This window comes from Acinetobacter sp. FL (genome assembly GCF_040744925.1).
Taxonomy (GTDB): Bacteria; Pseudomonadota; Gammaproteobacteria; order Pseudomonadales; family Moraxellaceae; genus Acinetobacter; species Acinetobacter radioresistens.
Genome location: NZ_CP160437.1, coordinates 1030220 through 1051127, shown reverse-complemented (window position 1 = coordinate 1051127; position 20908 = coordinate 1030220). Strand labels below are relative to the sequence as shown.

The window sequence follows — 20908 nt, the reverse complement described above, 5'->3', positions numbered from 1 at the left end:
GTGATACATACAGTGATACAAAATAAAGTCCCTAATTTAAATTAAAATTGATGATTTTTTAATAATCTAATGCTAATTAAAAAAGGAGCTTAAAATTAACTAAGCTCCAATTTAACCAAATAAAAGTACATGATTTAAAAACTTTCACTTACGACAAATTTGCTTCTAATCCACCATATCATCAAAAAGAATGAAAGTTTAATCGTTCAATTTTCTATCTTAAGACTTAACAATTTCTTTTACAGTTATACTCACTTCACCACTGGGTAAATTTAGAGTCCTGCTTTCATCGATTGTTAACCCTAATAACGCCGTACCTAAAGGGCTATTACTATGCGTTATACCTTCATGGAAACTGTTTATGTTATTTGAAATAGTTACATGCACTGTTTTATCAGGGTGCCTACTATCTATGTATTTTACTAAGTCACCAGCTTCAACAATTTCTATTAAATCTTCAGTCACAGCATCAAAATCGAGTGAATATTGGCTTTTAGTTGGCTCTTTAGCCAATACAATCTCCGAATCAATATTATGGTTTTTAATAACAGGTTTAATTCTTTGCAATTTTTCTAATAAAATTTGCATTTGTTCCTGCGAATTTTTAAACCAATCTGTTGACCAAATTCTATGTATATTCCAACCTAAACTTTCTAAAATTTGCTGGCGCAAACGATCACGATCTCTACTAGATTTAGCTGAATGATAAGTTGCACCATCACATTCAACAGCCATTAAATACTCACCAGGATTATCTGGATTTTTTACAGCAAGATCTAAGAAATAACCAGCTACGCCTAATTGTGGCTCACAATCATATCCATGATCTGCTAGAGCCTTCATAACTGCAATTTCGAAATCACTATCTGGTGCTTTACCAGTAGCTTTCTCCTCGTGCAGAAAACCTGTTTCACAATAACGTAAAAATGCTTTCAAAGCAGATACCCCTTTACTGCTTGATTCTGAGGATAAGATATCGGATGAACTCATCGAAGAAATTATATGCATTCGCTTTTTAGAGCGTGTAAAGAGAACATTTAAACGTCTCCAACCTGATGCTTGGTTAATAGGACCAAATCTTTGGAAAACCTTACCACCAATCTGTGATGGACCATATGTCATAGAAATAACAATTACATCGCGTTCATCACCTTGTACATTTTCTAAATTCTTAATAAATATAGGTTCATGCGACTTCATTTTCTTATCATAAAGCTCTTGCAAGAAAGTCGATTGCGATAATCGAAGCTCTAATTGATGCTCTATTTCATCTCTTTGTTGACTATTCATAGCAACAATTCCAATAGATTCATCTTTATCTTGCAAAATCAGTTCACACACTTCATCAACAACAAATTGTGCTTCTTCATAGTTACGACCCGAATTAAAAGTTCCTAATACTTTCTTAAAACGAATCCCAAGTTCAGGAGAGCTTTGAATAGGTGATGGAAATAATACAAGATCAGAGTCATAAAAGTGCTTATTAGAAAATGCAATCAAAGACTGATGACGTGAACGGTAATGCCAACGTAACCGTCTCTTTTTAAACATAGAGACTGAATCCAAAATACTTTCAGCATCCTCCACACCAACCAATTCATCTTCATTTGCCTCATCTAGGTTAATTGAAGTACTGAAAAAACTTGTTGGGGGTAACTGTTTAGGATCACCGACAATAATCGCACTTTTTCCTCTAGCCAATGCACCAATTGCATCTTCTGGCAAAATTTGGGAAGCCTCGTCCATGACTACCAAATCAAAGTCAAATAAACCTGGTTTTAAATACTGAGCTACAGACATCGGACTCATCATGAAACACGGCTTCAATGCTTGAATTGCATTAGGTGCCCTCTCTAAGAGGGAACGAATTGGTATATGCCTCGTTTTTTTAGATGCCTCTTTTTGAATTAATGAAAGTTCAGTCAGATCAGAAACCCTTCCAGAAGCCAAACCACGTGGGACAGAAACAGATGCAGCATTACTAGCAATTTGTTTTCTTTGTAAAACCACTAATTGATTATCATACTTTTGGTAATTCTCTACTGTTGTTGATAGTTCTATACCATTATATTTCTGAAGTACAATATCAGAATTGATAATATATTTTGCCAAAGAACTATATAAAGAGAGCTGTACCACATCGGCAGTATCAGAACCATTCAATCTACCTTGCTCTAGCATTTTAATTATATTATTGAGTCCTAAATTTTCAGCTTTATTTTTGATTGTATAATAATTACTCCATGTAAATAACCAATCCTCTTTACTTAAAGCCAATTCATTTCTTTGTATGACGCTAGAAAAGGAGTCCTTTATCTGATCAGTCCAAGCCTCTTCAACTTTTGAACAATCCATAAATTTCGATTTACTTAGTTTTTCATTATTTGAGTGAACACAAATCTCATCCAAAATATTTTTTAACTTAAGATAGAGAGCCTCATCATTAATTTCACTAAACTTCTCTCTTAAAATATCATCTAATTCAGCAATTACATTTAATAAATTACTCGTTTTTCTAGCACGATTTAACTCAAGAGTATCCACCTCACCCTTTAATGCATCAAATTTCCATTCTTGATATAACTCAGGATAATCTTCTTTAATTGAATTTAGCTTAGATAACTCTGCACTATACAAATCAAATGAATTCAACTCATGTTCAATTTTTGCTAATGAAATATTTTTTTCTTTAATAGATACGCTAAAATTAGCTTTTAAATCCTTAAGAACATTTAAAGTAGTATAAATTTCACTTTCACTATCTAAAACCTCATGAAGATTATCTAAGTGTTTAATTTTATCTCCATATAAACATCTAAATTCATTGAATAAATTTTTAAGCGGTTTTATCTTTGGAAAAACTTTACGATCATATTCCTCAATCATTGATTTAAATATGTGACTTTCTAGCCTTAGAATCGCAGAACCAATTTTTACACGATCATCAAAACCAACGCCATACTCATTTCGAATACCTTTATACCAATTACGTAATAGTTTTATATCCGCTAGAGGTGTATTAACTCCCTCATAAATATTTCCAGAAATATTGTATTTTTTAATTAATTGATCAGAAGCATCCATATCCTTTTTAAAAATTATTAACTTAGGGAACTCCTTCTGTAACTGAATGAAAGGAGTATTTGAATTTTTACCAACACCAATTATAAATTTTTTAGCTTTCCACCAACGTCTTGTAAAATATTTAAAAAAACCACCGATACAGACATTTTTATAATTTATTTCTAAATCTTCTAAACTAGGTAAGTTCTCGATTTCATACAATTTTTGACAGTCAGGATAATTGATTTGTATTTGATTAAATATTGGCTCAAAACTTGCTATAAATTGATCAAAACTGGATTCTTCAAAAATTTCACTTCGTCTATTCAACAGTTCAAGTGGTAAATTTTTTAGATGAGCTACCAATATCTCAATTTCTTTAAAATTATTTTCAGAATATCCAAATACCCCCTTAAACTCATGAGGAATGTTGTTTTCAATCAACTCAAGATCAGGCTTCAAACTTAAAAGACTATCCTTAATCTCTTCTAATTTACTTATTGATCCTTCAATATCAGATAAAGTGATGTTTTTATTTACTACATTACTATCATTAATAATTTTCTTTATAGAATTAAATTGAAAATCATCTAAATTATCCAAGTAGTTTTGATCAAATATTTCTACAAGATTCAAGTAATTACTATTTGTTCTCTCATATAAATTAATATATTCAGATAACACTTCCCTCTTATCAATTATTTCTTTAATCTGATGATAAGAAATTTCAATATCATAACTAGGAATCTTACTTGATTCATAGACAATTTTTTCAACCAGATCAGAATTGGCATCATTAACAAAAAAATTCTCCAATAATAATTTTTGAATTTCTTTTAACTCAAAATTCCACTCCTTAAGAGACTTAATTATCTCCTCCTTTTCAGAGTCAATTAAATTTAACTTATTGATACCATACCAATAATGCTTATCAATTTTATTATCTAGACATTGATCACACGTCTGAAAGAATGATTTTTCTAATAAGTTAGCAAGATCTAGATAACTATGAATTTGTTCTTGATTTAATTTCATTAAATCAAGATCAGTAATTAGTACATCTTCTGGACTTATATTTAAATACCTTTTAAAGTATGTTGCCTTTGTTAAAATTTCATTTGCTGTGAGCTTTGTTTTACCCCATTCTTTATTAATAACTTTTACATACTGGTTCAAGTAAAATTTACTAGATTCTAATTTTTTCTTTGTAACTTCTATTTGTTGTGGCTTCGTATATATATTAAATTTACAATGTTGATCAATTAAATCTTGTAATATTTTTAACTTATTTGATTTATGGCTATGTAATTCTAAACAGAACCCACCTAAGCCTGCTTTATCAAGTCTATCTTTTACCACGTTTAATGCTGCCATTTTCTCAGCAACAAAGAGGACTTTCTTGCCATCATTAATTGCTGCTGCGATCAAGTTGGTAATTGTCTGCGATTTTCCTGATCCAGGTGGTCCCTCAATAACTAGATTTTCCCCTTTTACTGCATCAATTAAAGCACTATGTTGAGAGCTATCCGCATCATAAATAATTGGGAATTTTTCGTGAATATCTTCTAAATTATCAATTTCATATTCAGAATCAAAACTATGAGATTGGCTTTCTTTCGCAACTTTTGAAAATAATTGCTGTAATACGGGATGGTCCTCAATTGAATAACCTACAGGCCAATTCATAGGATCTAAGTCCTGATACATAGCTTGCTTTGTGAAATTCAGTAAACACATGCATACTTTTCGTTTAATACTCCAGCCTATTTGATGCTTAAGTATATTTTTTTCAATCAAATCAAAATATTCATCTGGAGTAATTTCTTCATCAATTAAAGGAAGTTCTAGACCAAATTCATTTTTTAATTTCTCATGTAATGTAATATTACTAAGAATTCCTTCATCTAACATTGCTAATTCAAAATTATCATATCCACCTTGTTTTGCTTTAGCTTTTTTCTCAATTTTGACAGGTAAAGTAAATAATGGTGCTAAACGTTTCAGGTTTGAATCTTTACTTTCATTCCACTCTAGAAAGCCAATCGCAATATAAAGAACATTAGAACCTGTTTCATTTATAAAGGATTCTGCTTGTTGTCTTATGTATTTAACACGTGCTTCTAGGTCTTGGGGATAAAGCAAGCTCTGTAAATCATCATTTTGGGTCATCATGTCAGATGAAGATATTGAATCTGACTGAATTAACTCAAAATTAGTTTGAAAACCTAAATGCTTTGCCCAAGCCTCTACACTCGGTTCTTGCTCTTTAGAGCGCCCACTATTCTTGTTTACATCTCCATAGTAATTTCTGATCTCCAATTCAGTTGGCTTAGGAATTGGGATTAAATCTATTATTTTTTTATCATTTAAAGCTTTGAATATAAAGTTTGGTGTAGTTTCAATGAACTGAATGCACTTACCTCGTGGAAACTTATAATTTAAAAGTGCATTTCTTGAGCTTGTATCCAAGAGCCTTTTACGAATTGACTCTAAAGAATCATATGCAAATGTTGATGTAGCTTCGTTCATATAATTCTAAAAACCTCTAATTTTAAAGCAGTTATCTTTTCCCTTATTGTATAATATCAATTCACAAATTAATTTAACAGTCAACCATACCTTAATACGTACAATTTTCCTTCAACCAAAAATCTTATAATATTAAACAAAAACAATAGCTTAAAACAAAATTAACTTCTGTTATTCCAATAATGGAATACCATTACTCACTTAGAGTCGGCAGCTTTATAGCCATTTTATAGAATTGAATAAACTGTTCAATCTCAGATTGCTTAATGCTCAATGGCAACTCTTCAGATGCGTTCTGATCAGGATATATAATCAAACAATCCACTAAAACGTTCTGTAATTCGGTCGTTTCATACCCTAATTTACTTAGAATTTTCTTATCCCTAGCATATCCACAGATTTGACGAATATCATCTGAATTGAATCTACTTTTACTTGACTCATTTCCTTGATAGATACGCTTATATTTTGTATCAATAATTATCTTTTCATTTTCTGCATTTAGTAAAAAATCTGGTTCGCCATAATTACCTTTAGCCTGAAATTGAATTTTAGATCCATAACGATCCTTCAACAATCCTAGAACATAAAGTTCAAACAACTTAGGCATATCAATCCAAAATGGTGGCACTCTTACAGTCAGTTTATCTATCTCTTTTAAGTTATATCCGAATCTTTTAAGAATCATTTCAGCAAGATTTAGTGCCTCTTTATATTCCTTAAAGAACTTATTAGTTTTCACTTTCTTTATGCTGTGAACATCTACATCTAATACATCTACTTCATGAAATGCAGGAGTACAAAAATTTATGATAGGTAACAAATAGCTCGAAAACTTTGGATAGGTACATAAGTATTTCTCTGCAAATTTTAAGGCATACTTCAATATTTTATTTTCAAGACAATTAACACCAAACTCTTCATAGTTACATATCGTTTGAGTTAATTTATTCTTTAAAACATTTTCCTTCAATGTTTTAGAAACAATTACTTTTCCTTTAATCCTTGAAGACAGATTTTTTTCAACTTTGTAGTAAGACTTTTTCAAACCTTTTCTAACAATTAACTTAAGTATATTTAAATAACTAATTATCAACAAAGGAGTTATTAGATCTTGTTTCTGATTTATTGGTATATAAGGATCATTAGATTTAATCTGATATAACTCATTCGTATACTTCGCTATATCTGGATGTTTCATACAAGAAAATAACATTTTTAAAAAATCTGTTTCTTGTGATTCTGTATTAATTTTAGGAGAAACAAAGATTGCCCTTTTACCTTGAGCTATCCAATCTACACCTATGTAATAATTGCATTTTAACTTTATTACATCTTGCTCATTTACCAACTCCAGACACTTTTCGTCAGGTTCTTGATTAAATAAAACTGACTTAAATAACGAAGCATCATCTTTTGAAAGATCAAAATATGAATGCTCGAAACCTTGATATAAATCTATTTCAGACATTTAACTCTTCAATTTTTTGAGCCACAGATTCTTGTAAAACTCCATCTTTTAAGTATTCCCTTAAAATTGGTTTAATTTCGTATTTTAACTTAACTTTTAATTCATCTTCATCTTTGGCTAAGAAGTAACTATGCCCAATTAATACATCATCTTGTTGAAAATCAGGTGACAGATATTCCTGAACAAAAAGTTCTTTTACCTTATTAAAAAGTTCCTTAGCCTTATGATGCTCTATCACAGTATCTGTTGGTATAACATTAACAAATGCAAACCGTCTTCTAATTGCATAATCGATATGCCCTACAGAGCGATCTGCCGTATTCATTGTTCCAATAATATAAAGGTTTTCAGGTAGAATAATTTCTCGTCCATACTCCCCGCATTCATACATAGAATTTACAGGTTCTCCCCTATACTCTAAAGCATAGATTAATTCACCTAATACTGATGGCAGATTAGCCCTATTGATTTCATCAATAATAAGTACAAAATTACAACTTGGGTTTTCTAGCGCATTTTGTGCAAATTCTGCTAAAACCTTATTTTCTACTTTGTAATTTATATTTCCATTTTTTAATGTTTCAGCGACTATTCCTCTAACAAAATCTTCATAAGAATAAGCTGGATGAAACTGTATAATCTGATATTCACCCTGGCTAATCAAGTCATCAGATTTATTGACATCTGTCCCTACTTTTAAGTTGAAATTTGAAGATAACAAATGTGAAAATTCAAATGCACTTAGACCACTATTTAGCTCAGTTTTCTTAGTCAAATATATTTCATATAGTTTTTTATTTTTTTCAAAAATACTTAGGTTCTTATATTCAATTTTGAAAATTTTCAGAGCATTCTCAAGCATCTTTTCACTATTGATAGGAAAATATTTATCCGGATAGTAAGTATTTAGAAGTTTCAGAATAAAACTATTCCCAAAATATTGAGTAGCAATCTTAGAGGTGGTCCCACATGTTTGAACAACTAAAAGCTTATTTATAAGTGATACTCTGCTCTAGTTAAGCTACCTTATTTTGTTGTGGTAGCTGGTCATAGTAAAACTCATCTGGAGTCATTTTGTCCAGACTCGAATGAGGTCGTTTCAAATTATAAAATTCAAAATATGCGTTTAATTGCTTCTTCGCATCCAAAACATTGCTGTAGGCTTTGAGATACACCTCTTCATATTTAACGCTCCGCCATAATCGTTCAACCATCACATTATCAACCCATCGACCTTTACCATCCATACTGATTTGAATGCCATTTGATTTCAATACATCAATAAATGCATCACTGGTAAACTGACTGCCTTGGTCTGTATTAAATATTTCAGGTCGACCATATTTTTCAATAGCTTCATTTAATGTTTCTATGCAAAATGTAACCTCCATACTAATCGATACTCTATGCGCAAGTACCTTGCGGCTATGCCAATCAATCACAGCACATAAATAAACAAAGCCTTTTGCCATAGGGATATACGTTATATCCGTAGACCACACTTGATTACTGCGCTGAATAGCCAATCCTTTGAGCAGATATGGATATTTGCGGTGAGCTTGATTAGCCTGGCTTAAATTTGGTTTGCAATATAACGCATTAATGCCCATTTTCTTCATTAAAGTACGTGTATGACGTCGTCCTATATGATGTCCTTGACGATTCAACAAATCACGCATCATCCGGCTACCTGCAAAAGGGTATTGCATATGTAACTCATCCATACACCGCATTAGCTTCAGATCTGATGCACTCACAGGTTTTGGGCGATAGTAATAACAACCACGGGAGACTTTCAGCAGCTGAGCTTGCTTAGATACTGAAATCTGAAGTGAGTCATCGATTAACTTTTGTGGTTGAAGCGGCCCAGTTTCTTCAACACACCTTCTAAAAAATCAATTTCTAATGCCTGCTCACCGATTTTTGCATGTAGTTTTTTTAGATCGATGGGTGGTTCTGTTGGAGCTTTTGATTGATCGAAAGCTTGCGAGGAAGCTGAAATCAGTTGATTTTTCCAGTCGATAATTTGGTTTTGATGAACATCAAATTCAGCACTCAATTCAGCAAGTGTTTTTTCTGCTTTAATCGCAGCAAGTGCTACCTTAGCTTTAAAATCATTTGAATGATTTCTTCTTGGTCTACGTGCCATAAAATACTCCATATATTGATGTTTATAACATCATTTGGGGAGCAAAATATCACTTATAAGTGTTGTTCAAATTTCCTGATCCACCTCTAAAATGCATCGTTTAGGGTTCTAATTAAAATTGATAATAAAAGAATATCAGACGAGAAGCGATTTATATGATTCAAGGTCATAGTGAAAGTCAGCCATCATGATGGAGCATTTTTAAATATTGCAGCGCAATTTGTTGAGAAAAATCTGTGCTATCTTGTAGTTGATTGGCAATTGCTTCATCTGCAACCCCATGTACACCTGAATAAATCAACAAAGCGGTTAATCTTGGCTGTTCTAAATGCCAAATATCCGCCTGCTGCCCTCCATTTAAGATTTGCAGCAGTTGTTCCAATATCATATTTTTTTCATTATTTTTTCGTTCATGGTGATGTGCACCAAAAACAATATCATGTATAGCATAGCTTTCGAGATAGGTTTGTATATTGGCAGAGATCCAAACCTTAAATTGACTGACCCAATCTTCAGCATCACATGTTGCAACAGCTGTGTCTAAGGCCGCGATAAAAAAATCGATATAACGTTTTTTTAAGGCTTCAACAATATGCTGTTTCGATTCAAAGTAATGATAAAAGGTCCCTTTAGCAACGCCCACACTGGCAATAATTTCACTAATCGTGGTGGCTTCAACGCCTTTTGCTAAAAAAAGCGTTTGTGCAGCATTCATCAGCTCATCAATTCGGACTTCTGCTGGCTTGGTTTGCCTTTTTGTCACCTGAGTAGAAGCGACTTGAGATTGTGATGACATACTTCTCTATTTTCTACACGCAAGAATTTAATTATAGATGAGCCTTATCTAATTCACAATTCAAGCTAATACGAGTTCCCGAATACATCAATGTGGATATAATCCTAGTTCAGTCATACCAAATAATATTTTAGCTGATAAAGAGACTTGTTCTTTTAAATTCTCTAATGAAAATAGACCTACTTAAAATGTCTAAATATTTTTTAATACTGATATAAAAAATGGGAGAACTGAGTCTATAAGTTCTCCCATTTTATTCTGTGCTATTGATCTAAGCCTACACATTTAAGTTTCGTTATTTCCCCCCTAACCATTTGGTCGAGTCACAATTGGGAAAATTGAATCTGGACGTTTAAACATTGTAAAGAATTTTCCAATTTTCAATGGATTGCCTTTGACTTTACTGTCTTTAGAAAGCAGGACTTTTACCCCTTCTATTTGACCTGTAATCATTTTTAGATATAAGGGCTTGGTTACGGTTAATGTTGGGCAATCCGATGCCAAACCATTACTGTCATCATGACGTTTAAACTGCATGACTGAGTTTTCAACCCATAATGAAAAATTCTCTTGGGTATCCGACAAAACCAGATTGATACACTGGTTTTCATTTTTTAAATTTTCCACATCTAAATTTGTCGCCATGGCTTCAAGAAATCTTTCAGTTGGCGTGTGAATCAATAAATCACTCGGATCAGAGGTATTTTGTAGTGGTACATTATTCTGTAACTCTTGAGCGCCCACCAAAAAGAAATTACGCCAAGTCGAAGCCTCAGCAGCATAGCCCAATTGACGATAAGTATTTGCCAATAAGTCTTTCGCTTGTTGGTTTTGAGGGTTATTCAACACAATATGTTTTAAAATCTCGGCAGCCCATCTATAGTCAGCTTGAGCATAGGCATCCTGCGCATTTTTCAATGCATTGTTCTCTCCACCTGCTAACTCAATATATTTTTTTGCAACAGCTTTAGGCGGTAAAGGATCTAAATTGGAAGGATGAGCATCGAACCATCCCATATAGTATTGGTATACCGCTTTTACATTATGCTTTAAGGTTCCATAATAGCCATGCGCATATAGCTTTTGATCAAGTGCCGCTGGAAGCTGAATTTTCTCGGCAATTTCAGCACCATTAAAACCAGAGTTCATATATCTTACCGTCTGATCATGAGTGAATTTATAAACATCTCGCTGGGTTTTAATAAAATCTTGAATATTGTCATTGCCCCAGACCGGCCAATGATGTTGTGCAATCAATACATCGGATGCTTTGGCATGCTGCATTGCTTGGTCTAAATAGCCCACCCATTTTAAGGCATCACGTACTTTAGCACCTCGAAGGGTATAAAGATTATGCATGGTATGCGAAAGAATTTCTGCGCCATTATAAAGTTTCAGTGATGGAATAGAGAATGTTAATTCAGCAGGTGCTTCTGAACCCGGCACGTTATAGAACACAAAATCCAAACCATCAATGCTCATTTTCTGTTCTGCTTGGGTGATCAGTTGTGTAGGCTCAAGGATTCCCATTTTTCCCACAGCAACAGCCTTACCTAAACCAGTATCCACCAATCCTTCGGCATTCTTAGGTAAAAAAGTTCCATACATATAAGTCGCACGACGTATCATGGCTGAACCTGCCATTACATTTTCACTGGTCGCTTCTTCCATAAAACCTTGTGGCGCAATAATTGGAGTTTTTCTTGCGTTAATTTCGTCACTAGAAAGAACCCCTAACGCCCCACCAAAATGATCGATATGGCTATGGGTAAAGATAATGGCTGAAATTTTTTGCTCACCTAAATGCTGCCTAGCAAATTTAAGTGCTGCTTCTGCCGTTTCTTTGGAGGTTAATGTATCCACAATAATCCAGCCAGTATCACCCTGAATAATGGTCATATTTGCCAAATCAAAACCACGAATTTGCCAAACTCGATCTGTCACTTTAAATAGACCAACATTGTTGTTTAGCTTTGCTTGTCGCCATAGCGCAGGATTAACAGTATTTGGTGCTGGATCATTTAAAAAATTAAATGCATCAAAATCCCAGATCACATTGCCTTTCTCACTTTTAATTTGACCGGTTGGCTTAGCAATAAAACCTTTTTGCGCATGATTAAACTCAGTCATATCGTCTAAATTATATTTCGTTTTATACGCATTATTTGATTCAATGACCGCTTTTTCGACTTGCCCATTTGCTGCCAAAACAGAAAATGGCAAAATAAACATCAATGAGACTGTTAAAAATTTAATTTTCATTGTCATTCCTTTTTTCAAAATATAGAGGTGGTCCCACATGTTTGAACAACTAAAAGCTTATTTATAAGTGATACTCTGCTCTAGTTAAGCTACCTTATTTTGTTGTGGTAGCTGGTCATAGTAAAACTCATCTGGAGTCATTTTGTCCAGACTCGAATGAGGTCGTTTCAAATTATAAAATTCAAAATATGCGTTTAATTGCTTCTTCGCATCCAAAACATTGCTGTAGGCTTTGAGATACACCTCTTCATATTTAACGCTCCGCCATAATCGTTCAACCATCACATTATCAACCCATCGACCTTTACCATCCATACTGATTTGAATGCCATTTGATTTCAATACATCAATAAATGCATCACTGGTAAACTGACTGCCTTGGTCTGTATTAAATATTTCAGGTCGACCATATTTTTCAATAGCTTCATTTAATGTTTCTATGCAAAATGTAACCTCCATACTAATCGATACTCTATGCGCAAGTACCTTGCGGCTATGCCAATCAATCACAGCACATAAATAAACAAAGCCTTTTGCCATAGGGATATACGTTATATCCGTAGACCACACTTGATTACTGCGCTGAATAGCCAATCCTTTGAGCAGATATGGATATTTGCGGTGAGCTTGATTAGCCTGGCTTAAATTTGGTTTGCAATATAACGCATTAATGCCCATTTTCTTCATTAAAGTACGTGTATGACGTCGTCCTATATGATGTCCTTGACGATTCAACAAATCACGCATCATCCGGCTACCTGCAAAAGGGTATTGCATATGTAACTCATCCATACACCGCATTAGCTTCAGATCTGATGCACTCACAGGTTTTGGGCGATAGTAATAACAACCACGGGAGACTTTCAGCAGCTGAGCTTGCTTAGATACTGAAATCTGAAGTGAGTCATCGATTAACTTTTGTGGTTGAAGCGGCCCAGTTTCTTCAACACACCTTCTAAAAAATCAATTTCTAATGCCTGCTCACCGATTTTTGCATGTAGTTTTTTTAGATCGATGGGTGGTTCTGTTGGAGCTTTTGATTGATCGAAAGCTTGCGAGGAAGCTGAAATCAGTTGATTTTTCCAGTCGATAATTTGGTTTTGATGAACATCAAATTCAGCACTCAATTCAGCAAGTGTTTTTTCTGCTTTAATCGCAGCAAGTGCTACCTTAGCTTTAAAATCATTTGAATGATTTCTTCTTGGTCTACGTGCCATAAAATACTCCATATATTGATGTTTATAACATCATTTGGGGAGCAAAATATCACTTATAAGTGTTGTTCAAATTTCCTGATCCACCTCTTTAGTAAGAACATAAATCTAAAGTTAATTTATTAAAATGATTTTTACATTAATTATTAGTGAATAATAGTCAACTTCTTAATTAAATGTACAATTTTATGAACATTTATGATTCTTCCTTTTCTCACTTGTAGAGCTTTATGAATAAAATTTTCTCTGAAAAATATGTAGCATCAATTTCAATTTTATGGGCAGTGTCTATGACATGCCTAGTAATTCTAAAACGATCTACTTTAGATACGCTTGGCCTAAATGAAATTGGTGATGCTCTAGCAGGAGGTTTTGCACCACTTGGTTTTTTTTGGCTTGTGGCTGGATTTTATCAGCAAGGTAAAGGTCTTGAACAAAACTCAATTGCACTTAATTTACAAGCAAAAGAGTTACAAGCAAGTACCGATGCTTTGAAATTGCAAGTTGAAGAAATGAAAGCCTCCGTCGAACAACAAAAGATAATGGCTGAATTTCAACGATTAGAAAATGAAGAAAAACATAACTCACTTCAACCATTTTTGGAAGTTTCTACTGGGATTACTGCCATTTCAGAGGGTAGGTATTATTTCTCTTTTAATATTCAGAATATTACCGCTAATGATGCGAGAAATATAATTATAGAAACAGACGTAAAAAATTGCGTAAATCAGGCACCTAAAAATTATTCTGTTTTATTAAAGGGTGCAGACACAAGTTTTAATGAAATATTTTCTACTAATGAAGTATTAATGTATTGTCAAAATTCGACTTTTGAAAGGGTTATACATTTAAAATATGAAAGTATTTTAGGTAGAGTTTATGAGCAAGAGTACCTACTTGAAGTAGGTAGATCAATTGATGTAACTCATCGAAAAATCAAAAAAATTCGATAAATTAAGTCCAAAAATGTGATTGGTTATAATAATCTTCATCAAATTCAATCTTATTCTTTGATGGCAAACCAGTAAACTCAATAGGCGCACTTGGATTCTTGCTGGCATAGTCAGCAAGAAGATGAGCAATCGCACTATCTCCATGTCGTTTCAAACCATCAGATCTTGTGGCTCGCTTTTGTGGAATACGTGCTACACCGTTCACCATTACAAAAGCACGATGGTCATCCATAATGTCTTTATCTTTAGGAATAGTAACAATATCACCATCTTCTAACGCGGCTTTAAAGTGCGGGGTATGTTCACGATACCAACCTTCACTTAAATGAATGGCTTCAATTTTATCACCAAATGCCAGCTGCATAGCTTCAGCCAAAAATCCACTATTACCCGTTGCATCGTGTCCACATTGACTGAAGTTAGGTAATGCCTTGGCTATTAGCTTAAATAATTGCTCCTGTTGCCTATATGGCATATTAGAAAACTCAAGCACAAAATAGCATTGCTTGCGGGTGTTTTGGTGTTCAACCAAAGGACAAAACACACAAAAGTCAGAACGACGTGCAAAGACCAGACCATAACCTACCATACAACTAAATTTAACTTTCAATGTATCAAAATAGGAAAATCAAAGCTTTTAAGTATTTTTTGGAACGCACAATAAACCTAAATCGAATGGGAAATTCAGCATTTGAACGTCCCGAATCCTAATTCTATTGTGAGTTTATGAAACGATGTCTTCAAATATTACCAATCGTTATCCCCATCTCAGCATGATGAAACACGTTAAACCAATTCTGAGTCTTAACGAAGGTCAAGGATTGACATTTAAATTTCCCTCCCATTACGGCGAGAACTTCCATGTACAAGTTTTCTTTACAGGAACCACGATTCTGGTCGGCTATCAGCTAAGCGAAAATTGGACTTATCATATTAGATACCAAGAACAAAAAACTCAGTATGAAGGCAAGAGAGTATGGTTTATTTGCCCCATTAAAGGGTGTAAAAAACGGGTAGATAAACTCTATCTTAAAGAAGAGTTATTCGCTTGTAGAAAATGCCATAAACTTTTATATCCAAGCCAAAACCGATCAAAATACTTTCTACCAATGTATAAACTTGAACGATTAGAAAAGAAGCTGAAGGGCAAAGGTAGATGGGGTTCCCCTCCACCAAGACCACTTGGAATGCATTGGGAAACTTACGAACGATTAGCTAAAGAATATGCTGATGATTATTGCGAAATCATGGAGAAAGGCGAAGCTAATATCGCAGCTTATGGTCAGTCTAAAATAACTAAACCACCCCAACACACTGATAATATTTAATTAGTTTTAAAAATCATACCTTCTAAACAAAACTAAGATGTCTAATTTAAACAATACAATTAGACATCTTAGGTGAAATTAGATTATAAAATCTAAAGACATATCAATATAATTCAATATCTTAAAGTAAAATTAGACTATTAGATGATATTTAGGATTCAACAATACGTATTCCTTATTCTCAAACTTTTCAATAAAGACACAATGGGTATCTATTAATGGTTGTAGAGCTTCATCTCTCATTCGTGCAGTTTTTATAGAGCGAATATATTGATTGAGCGTAGATTTAAGTACTTTTTCCTCTCCATTCTTATATTCTCGAATCAACCAGTTTAAAATATCGTCACTCTTCGAATGCACAATATGCTTTTGATCGTAATTAGCCCACTCATTTAATGAATGCATTATGATCATTGCAGCTGAATAGATATCCGCTTTTTCAACCACAACCCTCTCTTCAAAAAAAGCAAACACTGTCGCCAAACGAATCATTATTTCACCTGCACGGCTACCATAAGATTTAATGTGGCTATATTTACCTTGTTGCTTAAGTTCAACCTCGATTTTATTATAAAACCGAATCCACAATGATTTTGCTTCAAAAGTCATTGCTAATCTCCCTCGCTCAGTATCACTGTCCCTTAAATCAGATGCTGTATCATCACGAAGTAATTTTTTACATTGCTCCCAGTAAGTAAGCATTCTCAAATCTTCTTTAATATTTTTCGATAGCTCTTTCTGGTTAATTATTCTAGTACCTGCTATTGACTTAGGTGCCGTGAAGATAAATCGAGGTAATAAACCAATACCCGACATAGCTTTATCACTAACAACCTCTTTAATGATAATAGGCTGGCCCATTAAATGAATACTCATACGACAACCAAATGCAACACCGCTACCATTTACATTCCCCTTGGAACGAGTCCGCTCAATTGTGCCTTTGTCAAACATTTTAGCCAATAACGCCATACTCGACTTAGCAGTATCAGATTTAAAGGTATGTCCACTTAAAAGCTCAGCTGCATCATCAGATGCCAAAGCAATATTTCTAAAATCTCCATTAATAAAACCAGATGTAATTGGTTCAATAGTAGTATCTGAAAATAATGTTTTAGGACTTACAGGCTCAGAAATTTGTTGCGATGAATTTCGATATGCTTGCAACGCCTTTTGATATTCCAACATTTTTTCATCTTCTAAGGCTAAAACAGCATTCATCGCCATTTTATCTGCAGTACTTTTTCTATCTCCACTCTCCCCCTCTGTAAGAAAATACAAACTACATGGCATAACACCACCATTGATGTCATATGCATCTACTTTTCTTTGAGCTATATAAGTTGCAGCGAACAAAACAGAGTTTGCTGCAATACCAATAGGGACTTTTATATACTCATGAATACAAAGAATTGCATTCCTTAGAGATACAGGAAAATCATTAATAGGATATGAATTTTCATAAATGTTACTTGGTCTAAATGAAGATATCTCTTTAGCATTTCGATCAGTTTCAATAGCCAAAATCTCCTCTACCTCAGCAATCACTTCTCTTGGTGAAGCTACCGCGCAAATTGGCATAGACAATGCTAAAACCTTAATAAATGAATTTCTTAACTTTCGCTTAAAGTCATTTTCTTCGTGTTTAGCACATATTAGATAATACTGAGAATTCTGATAATCAGCCTTACTTAACTTATCAACTTTTTTATCTGATACATAAATAATCGGATACTTTGCATGAGAAAGCTTGAATAATGAGTATTTATCCACACAAACTAAAACAATTGAATTATCAAAATCAGAATTTACTATTAGATTACCTTTTCCAACTATATAATCTTTCTTATCTGCACTATCAGACAGAAAGTTTAACCCTGTGATTTCCCCTTTTCTCATTAGAGGGAATACAACACGGCCAGATAAGTCAATATTATTCATACAAATTTCTTTTGAAAAAAACAATCCACCTCTAGGATTACCAAAACGAAATATTGTAGAATTAGATTTTCTTTCTGAATCATTTTCAGATAGATTAATACAATGTTGATTTAAGATTTCAGTGTAATCAGGGTTTAAGTTACAGCTTAAATCCTGATTTTCAATTTTTTGTAACATTAAAATAACCAAGTCAATATAGATAATAAAATACTCTCAGCCACTCAAAACCAAATAAGTAGCTGATAGTTAATTTTTTAAATAAAATTAAAAATTATTTACTTTTAGCTTCATTTTTTTTATGCCATTCGACTAATGAATTGTAATCAAAATAAACTGGCGCCTGTCTCGTTGATCCAGCTTTATATCCCTTCGGAAAGGTAGGATCATTCAGTCTAAGGTCACGTAAGGTATTACGTGTGATACTTAAAAGTTCACATGTCTGATTGTAAGTAACTCGAATAGGTAGCATTCATATAACTCCATAGAACTTGCTATGAACTTATTTTGAAATAAATTAAACAAAATAATACGGCGAATTCACACCCATTTTTTTCCCGCATTTTTTTAATTACAGCTGAATTCAATGAAAGTAAATATCTATCAAACTGGTAATCAGTCTTTAACTACTATCCAATTTTGAGTACATAGCAATTTACAGACTACTGCTTAAGCCTTTGTATAAGTTAGAACATTTTTAAAGGAGTATAAACATATATGACCATACTCCTATTAAGTCATGTTTAAGATTCGTAATGATTATTTATAATATGATCTTTCACGTGATTCAGATCTTGCTTTTTCCACAGCAGCAAAAATTTGTAAATGATCCATAATACTTATCGACTTGGGTTTTTCTTGTTCTTCATAATGAAACGTATCCGATGAGGTATAGGAAAATATTTCATCTGTAAGCGGTTTCACTTCTTTCTCAATCGTAGACTGATTTCTAGCATTATCTGGAAATATTGCTTTATGATAGGTAGCAAAAGAAAACTTTTCATTTTGTTCAAGAAATATTCTCGACCAAAGCCAAAGATCCATATAAGCCAAAATCCTATATCGTGCCCAAGCTTTCAACATTTTATTACTAATTACTTTTGAATATCTAATATTATTCTCTTGTCTAATTTTAATTAATAATTCCCTAATTTTATCAATAATAATTTCATCAGAAAAAAATGGATTAATTACAATTGGCACTTCCGCATACTGATTGATAATACCATTATTATTAAAAAGAGAATCTACAACATTCATATCATCATGATGTTTATTTAAATCAGTAGCAGCCTTAAGATATTTTAAATCTATATTTTTCATTTGCTTAGCTGGTGGATAATGATACTTATCAACCCACATAAACTCCTCTGAACCTTCATCATCTCCAAATACAAAGACTCTTACTGATTCATCATTTTGAAGATTTTTTCTAATATAATTAAAATCAAAATTAAGAGATAATGGATCTTTTAATACTTTTTCAATAGCTTGTTTTAATACTTTTTTTCTTTCTCCATCAGACAGCTCACCTATAGTATCAATTAACATTGGATCTTGAATATAATTAAAAATCATCTGCCTACCACTTAGAGCATAGAACCATTCGCATGCATTGAATTTATCTAAGCCTTGGTATTTCTCTAATTGAAAGAGTTTTGGTATTTCTTTATAAAACTTTGCCATTACAAATCCTAAAACATTACTTTTTTTATTATATTTCAACCAACTATCTCATCAATATAATCTGACCACCACTGCATCATACCTATACGCTCTTCAAAATGCGCTCCCTTATCATACACCCCCTTTACACCTGTTTTTAAATGCGCCAAGGTAGCCTCTACAACCTGCTCCTTATCGCTATATTTATTATTCAACTCTGTACTTGCTATATGCCTAAAACCATGTGGATTTTGTCGACCTTTATACCCTAAACGGTTTAATGCTTGATTAAATGTGTTATCAGAGATCGGCTTGATCAAACTTTCTCTACTAGGAAAGAGTAGATTTGACTCTGTCCTATATGTTTCCAATTCTTTAATTAATTGAACAGCTTGTTTTGAAAGTGGCACTGCATGAGCTATACCTTTTTTCATTATTTCAGCTGGCTTAATCCATACTGCATTTTCCAAATCAAATTGATCCCATGTTGCGAAACGAAGCTCAACTGGACGAGGGAATAAGTGAATTAGCAACTCCAAGCCAATTGCCATATCACGCTTTGGATAGCCTCTGATTGCATGTATTAGGGCAGGAAGCTCATTAATTTCAACAAACTTCATATTTCCACCATTATTTTTATCCAAATGCTTCGTAATACCTTCTAGTGGATTAAATACAATTTTCTCCTGAAACTTTGCCCAGTCATACGCATTCCGAGCATAAGAAGTCAATTTTTCTACTTGTGTATAAATTCCAAGCTCTCTTTGTAAACCTTGAAAAAAATCAAACCACTCTTTAGGGGAAATACTTGTGAAATTACGCTGCCCAAAAACAGGAATAATATGTCGTTCAATCGATTTCACAGCTTTATCAAATGTAACATCGTCCCAATGGAATTTTTTTGTATCAAGCCATTCAGACATTAAAACTTTAAACTTCATGTTTTCGGCTTCTTCGGCTTTTTGCTTAATCGATTTCTTGGTTACTAACTCTTCTCCATTTTCTAACTTTGACTTTATGTCCCCTACCAGTTTTCTGGCACGAAGACCACTAATAGAAGGATATGCACCTAGACCATACCAAGACCACACTCCATCAGTTTTTTTATATCTCAACTGCCAAGATTTAGTACCGCTTTTTTTTACAACAAAATATAATCCGCTATCTGAATCTTTTACACGATAATCTTTCCCCTCAGACTCTAAATTTGCCAAAGTGGTATCAGACATAGGAAATTTCTTTATTTCTGTTCTTTTCATAAAGTTACATCAGGATTTGTATCACGAGTTCATATATTAGATCATGATACATAAAGTGATACAAGAAGAGTTCGGTTAAGTAAGTTTATATGAGTTTAATTCAGGCAATAAAAAAGCCTTAAATCATTAAGATTCAAGGCTTTATTAACCATATAAAGTTAAATAAGTTTATATGGATTTAGGTGTTTGGTAGGCATATCCAGACTCGAACTGGAGACCTCTACGATGTCAACGTAGCGCTCTAACCAACTGAGCTATACGCCTAAGTGTTTTGCATCATA

At 33.2% G+C, this 20908-nt stretch carries 14 protein-coding genes and 1 tRNA gene; 2 read left to right on the top strand and 13 right to left on the bottom strand.

The features are described from left to right. Positions 1-219 precede the first annotated feature (219 nt). From ABZP31_RS04740 to ABZP31_RS04710, 7 genes are all read right to left on the bottom strand, one after another. The gene (locus ABZP31_RS04740; RefSeq protein ID WP_248134067.1) at positions 220-5592 is read right to left on the bottom strand and encodes a DUF4011 domain-containing protein; all 5373 of its coding nucleotides are present in this window, start codon (positions 5590-5592) and stop codon (positions 220-222) included. Between the two features lie 193 nt (positions 5593-5785). Beyond that, positions 5786-7063, bottom strand: coding sequence for an McrC family protein (locus ABZP31_RS04735; RefSeq protein WP_248134065.1), 1278 nt, complete (start codon positions 7061-7063; stop codon positions 5786-5788). Then, complete coding sequence (locus ABZP31_RS04730) at positions 7056-7925, bottom strand: McrB family protein (RefSeq protein ID WP_367156926.1); 870 nt, start codon at positions 7923-7925, stop codon at positions 7056-7058. Before ABZP31_RS04730 ends, ABZP31_RS04735 begins: the two co-directional genes overlap by 8 nt. Positions 7926-8079: 154 nt before the next feature. After that, positions 8080-9212, bottom strand: a protein-coding gene (locus tag ABZP31_RS04725) for an IS3 family transposase (RefSeq protein WP_223235881.1) whose coding sequence is annotated in 2 segments (ribosomal slippage) — positions 8080-8960 and positions 8960-9212 — 1134 coding nt in all. Because the reading frame shifts where the segments join, the coding sequence is not laid out codon by codon here. A 178-nt stretch (positions 9213-9390) separates the two neighbouring features. Continuing rightward, the gene (locus ABZP31_RS04720; protein ID WP_004986924.1) at positions 9391-10008 is read right to left on the bottom strand and encodes a TetR/AcrR family transcriptional regulator; all 618 of its coding nucleotides are present in this window, start codon (positions 10006-10008) and stop codon (positions 9391-9393) included. Between the two features lie 306 nt (positions 10009-10314). Further along, the gene (locus ABZP31_RS04715) at positions 10315-12270 is read right to left on the bottom strand and encodes an alkyl sulfatase dimerization domain-containing protein (RefSeq protein WP_004986921.1); all 1956 of its coding nucleotides are present in this window, start codon (positions 12268-12270) and stop codon (positions 10315-10317) included. 84 nt (positions 12271-12354) lie between these two features. Further along, a protein-coding gene (locus ABZP31_RS04710) for an IS3 family transposase (protein ID WP_223235881.1) occupies positions 12355-13487 on the bottom strand; the annotation gives its coding sequence in 2 pieces (ribosomal slippage) (positions 12355-13235 and positions 13235-13487; 1134 coding nt in all). 227 nt (positions 13488-13714) lie between these two features. Between ABZP31_RS04710 and ABZP31_RS04705 the strand changes: the two genes are divergently transcribed. Then, positions 13715-14437, top strand: coding sequence for a hypothetical protein (locus ABZP31_RS04705; RefSeq protein ID WP_248134057.1), 723 nt, complete (start codon positions 13715-13717; stop codon positions 14435-14437). 1 nt (position 14438) lies between these two features. Here ABZP31_RS04705 and ABZP31_RS04700 read toward each other — a convergent pair whose 3' ends face one another. Next, entirely contained in the window at positions 14439-15047 is a 609-nt protein-coding gene (locus ABZP31_RS04700; RefSeq protein WP_367156925.1) for a hypothetical protein, read from the bottom strand. 124 nt (positions 15048-15171) lie between these two features. On the opposite strand from ABZP31_RS04700, the gene ABZP31_RS04695 reads away from it, so the two are divergent. After that, entirely contained in the window at positions 15172-15765 is a 594-nt protein-coding gene (locus ABZP31_RS04695; protein ID WP_248134054.1) for a hypothetical protein, read from the top strand. 132 nt (positions 15766-15897) lie between these two features. Here the strand turns inward: ABZP31_RS04695 and ABZP31_RS04690 are convergent, their stop codons facing one another. The 5 genes from ABZP31_RS04690 to ABZP31_RS04670 all read right to left on the bottom strand — a co-directional run bounded on the left by ABZP31_RS04690 (position 15898) and on the right by ABZP31_RS04670 (position 20891). Continuing rightward, a complete protein-coding gene (locus tag ABZP31_RS04690; RefSeq protein WP_248134052.1) occupies positions 15898-17883 on the bottom strand; it encodes a DUF3987 domain-containing protein in 1986 nt (661 codons plus the stop codon). Positions 17884-17977: 94 nt separating this feature from the next. Continuing rightward, a complete protein-coding gene (locus ABZP31_RS04685) occupies positions 17978-18175 on the bottom strand; it encodes a transcriptional regulator (RefSeq protein WP_248134051.1) in 198 nt (65 codons plus the stop codon). A 287-nt stretch (positions 18176-18462) separates the two neighbouring features. Beyond that, positions 18463-19389, bottom strand: coding sequence for a DUF6387 family protein (locus ABZP31_RS04680; RefSeq protein WP_248134049.1), 927 nt, complete (start codon positions 19387-19389; stop codon positions 18463-18465). Positions 19390-19424: 35 nt separating this feature from the next. Next, positions 19425-20627, bottom strand: a complete 1203-nt coding sequence (locus tag ABZP31_RS04675) for a tyrosine-type recombinase/integrase (RefSeq protein WP_248134047.1) — start codon at positions 20625-20627, stop codon at positions 19425-19427. Between the two features lie 187 nt (positions 20628-20814). After that, positions 20815-20891, bottom strand: a tRNA-Val gene (locus ABZP31_RS04670). Positions 20892-20908 lie beyond the last annotated feature (17 nt).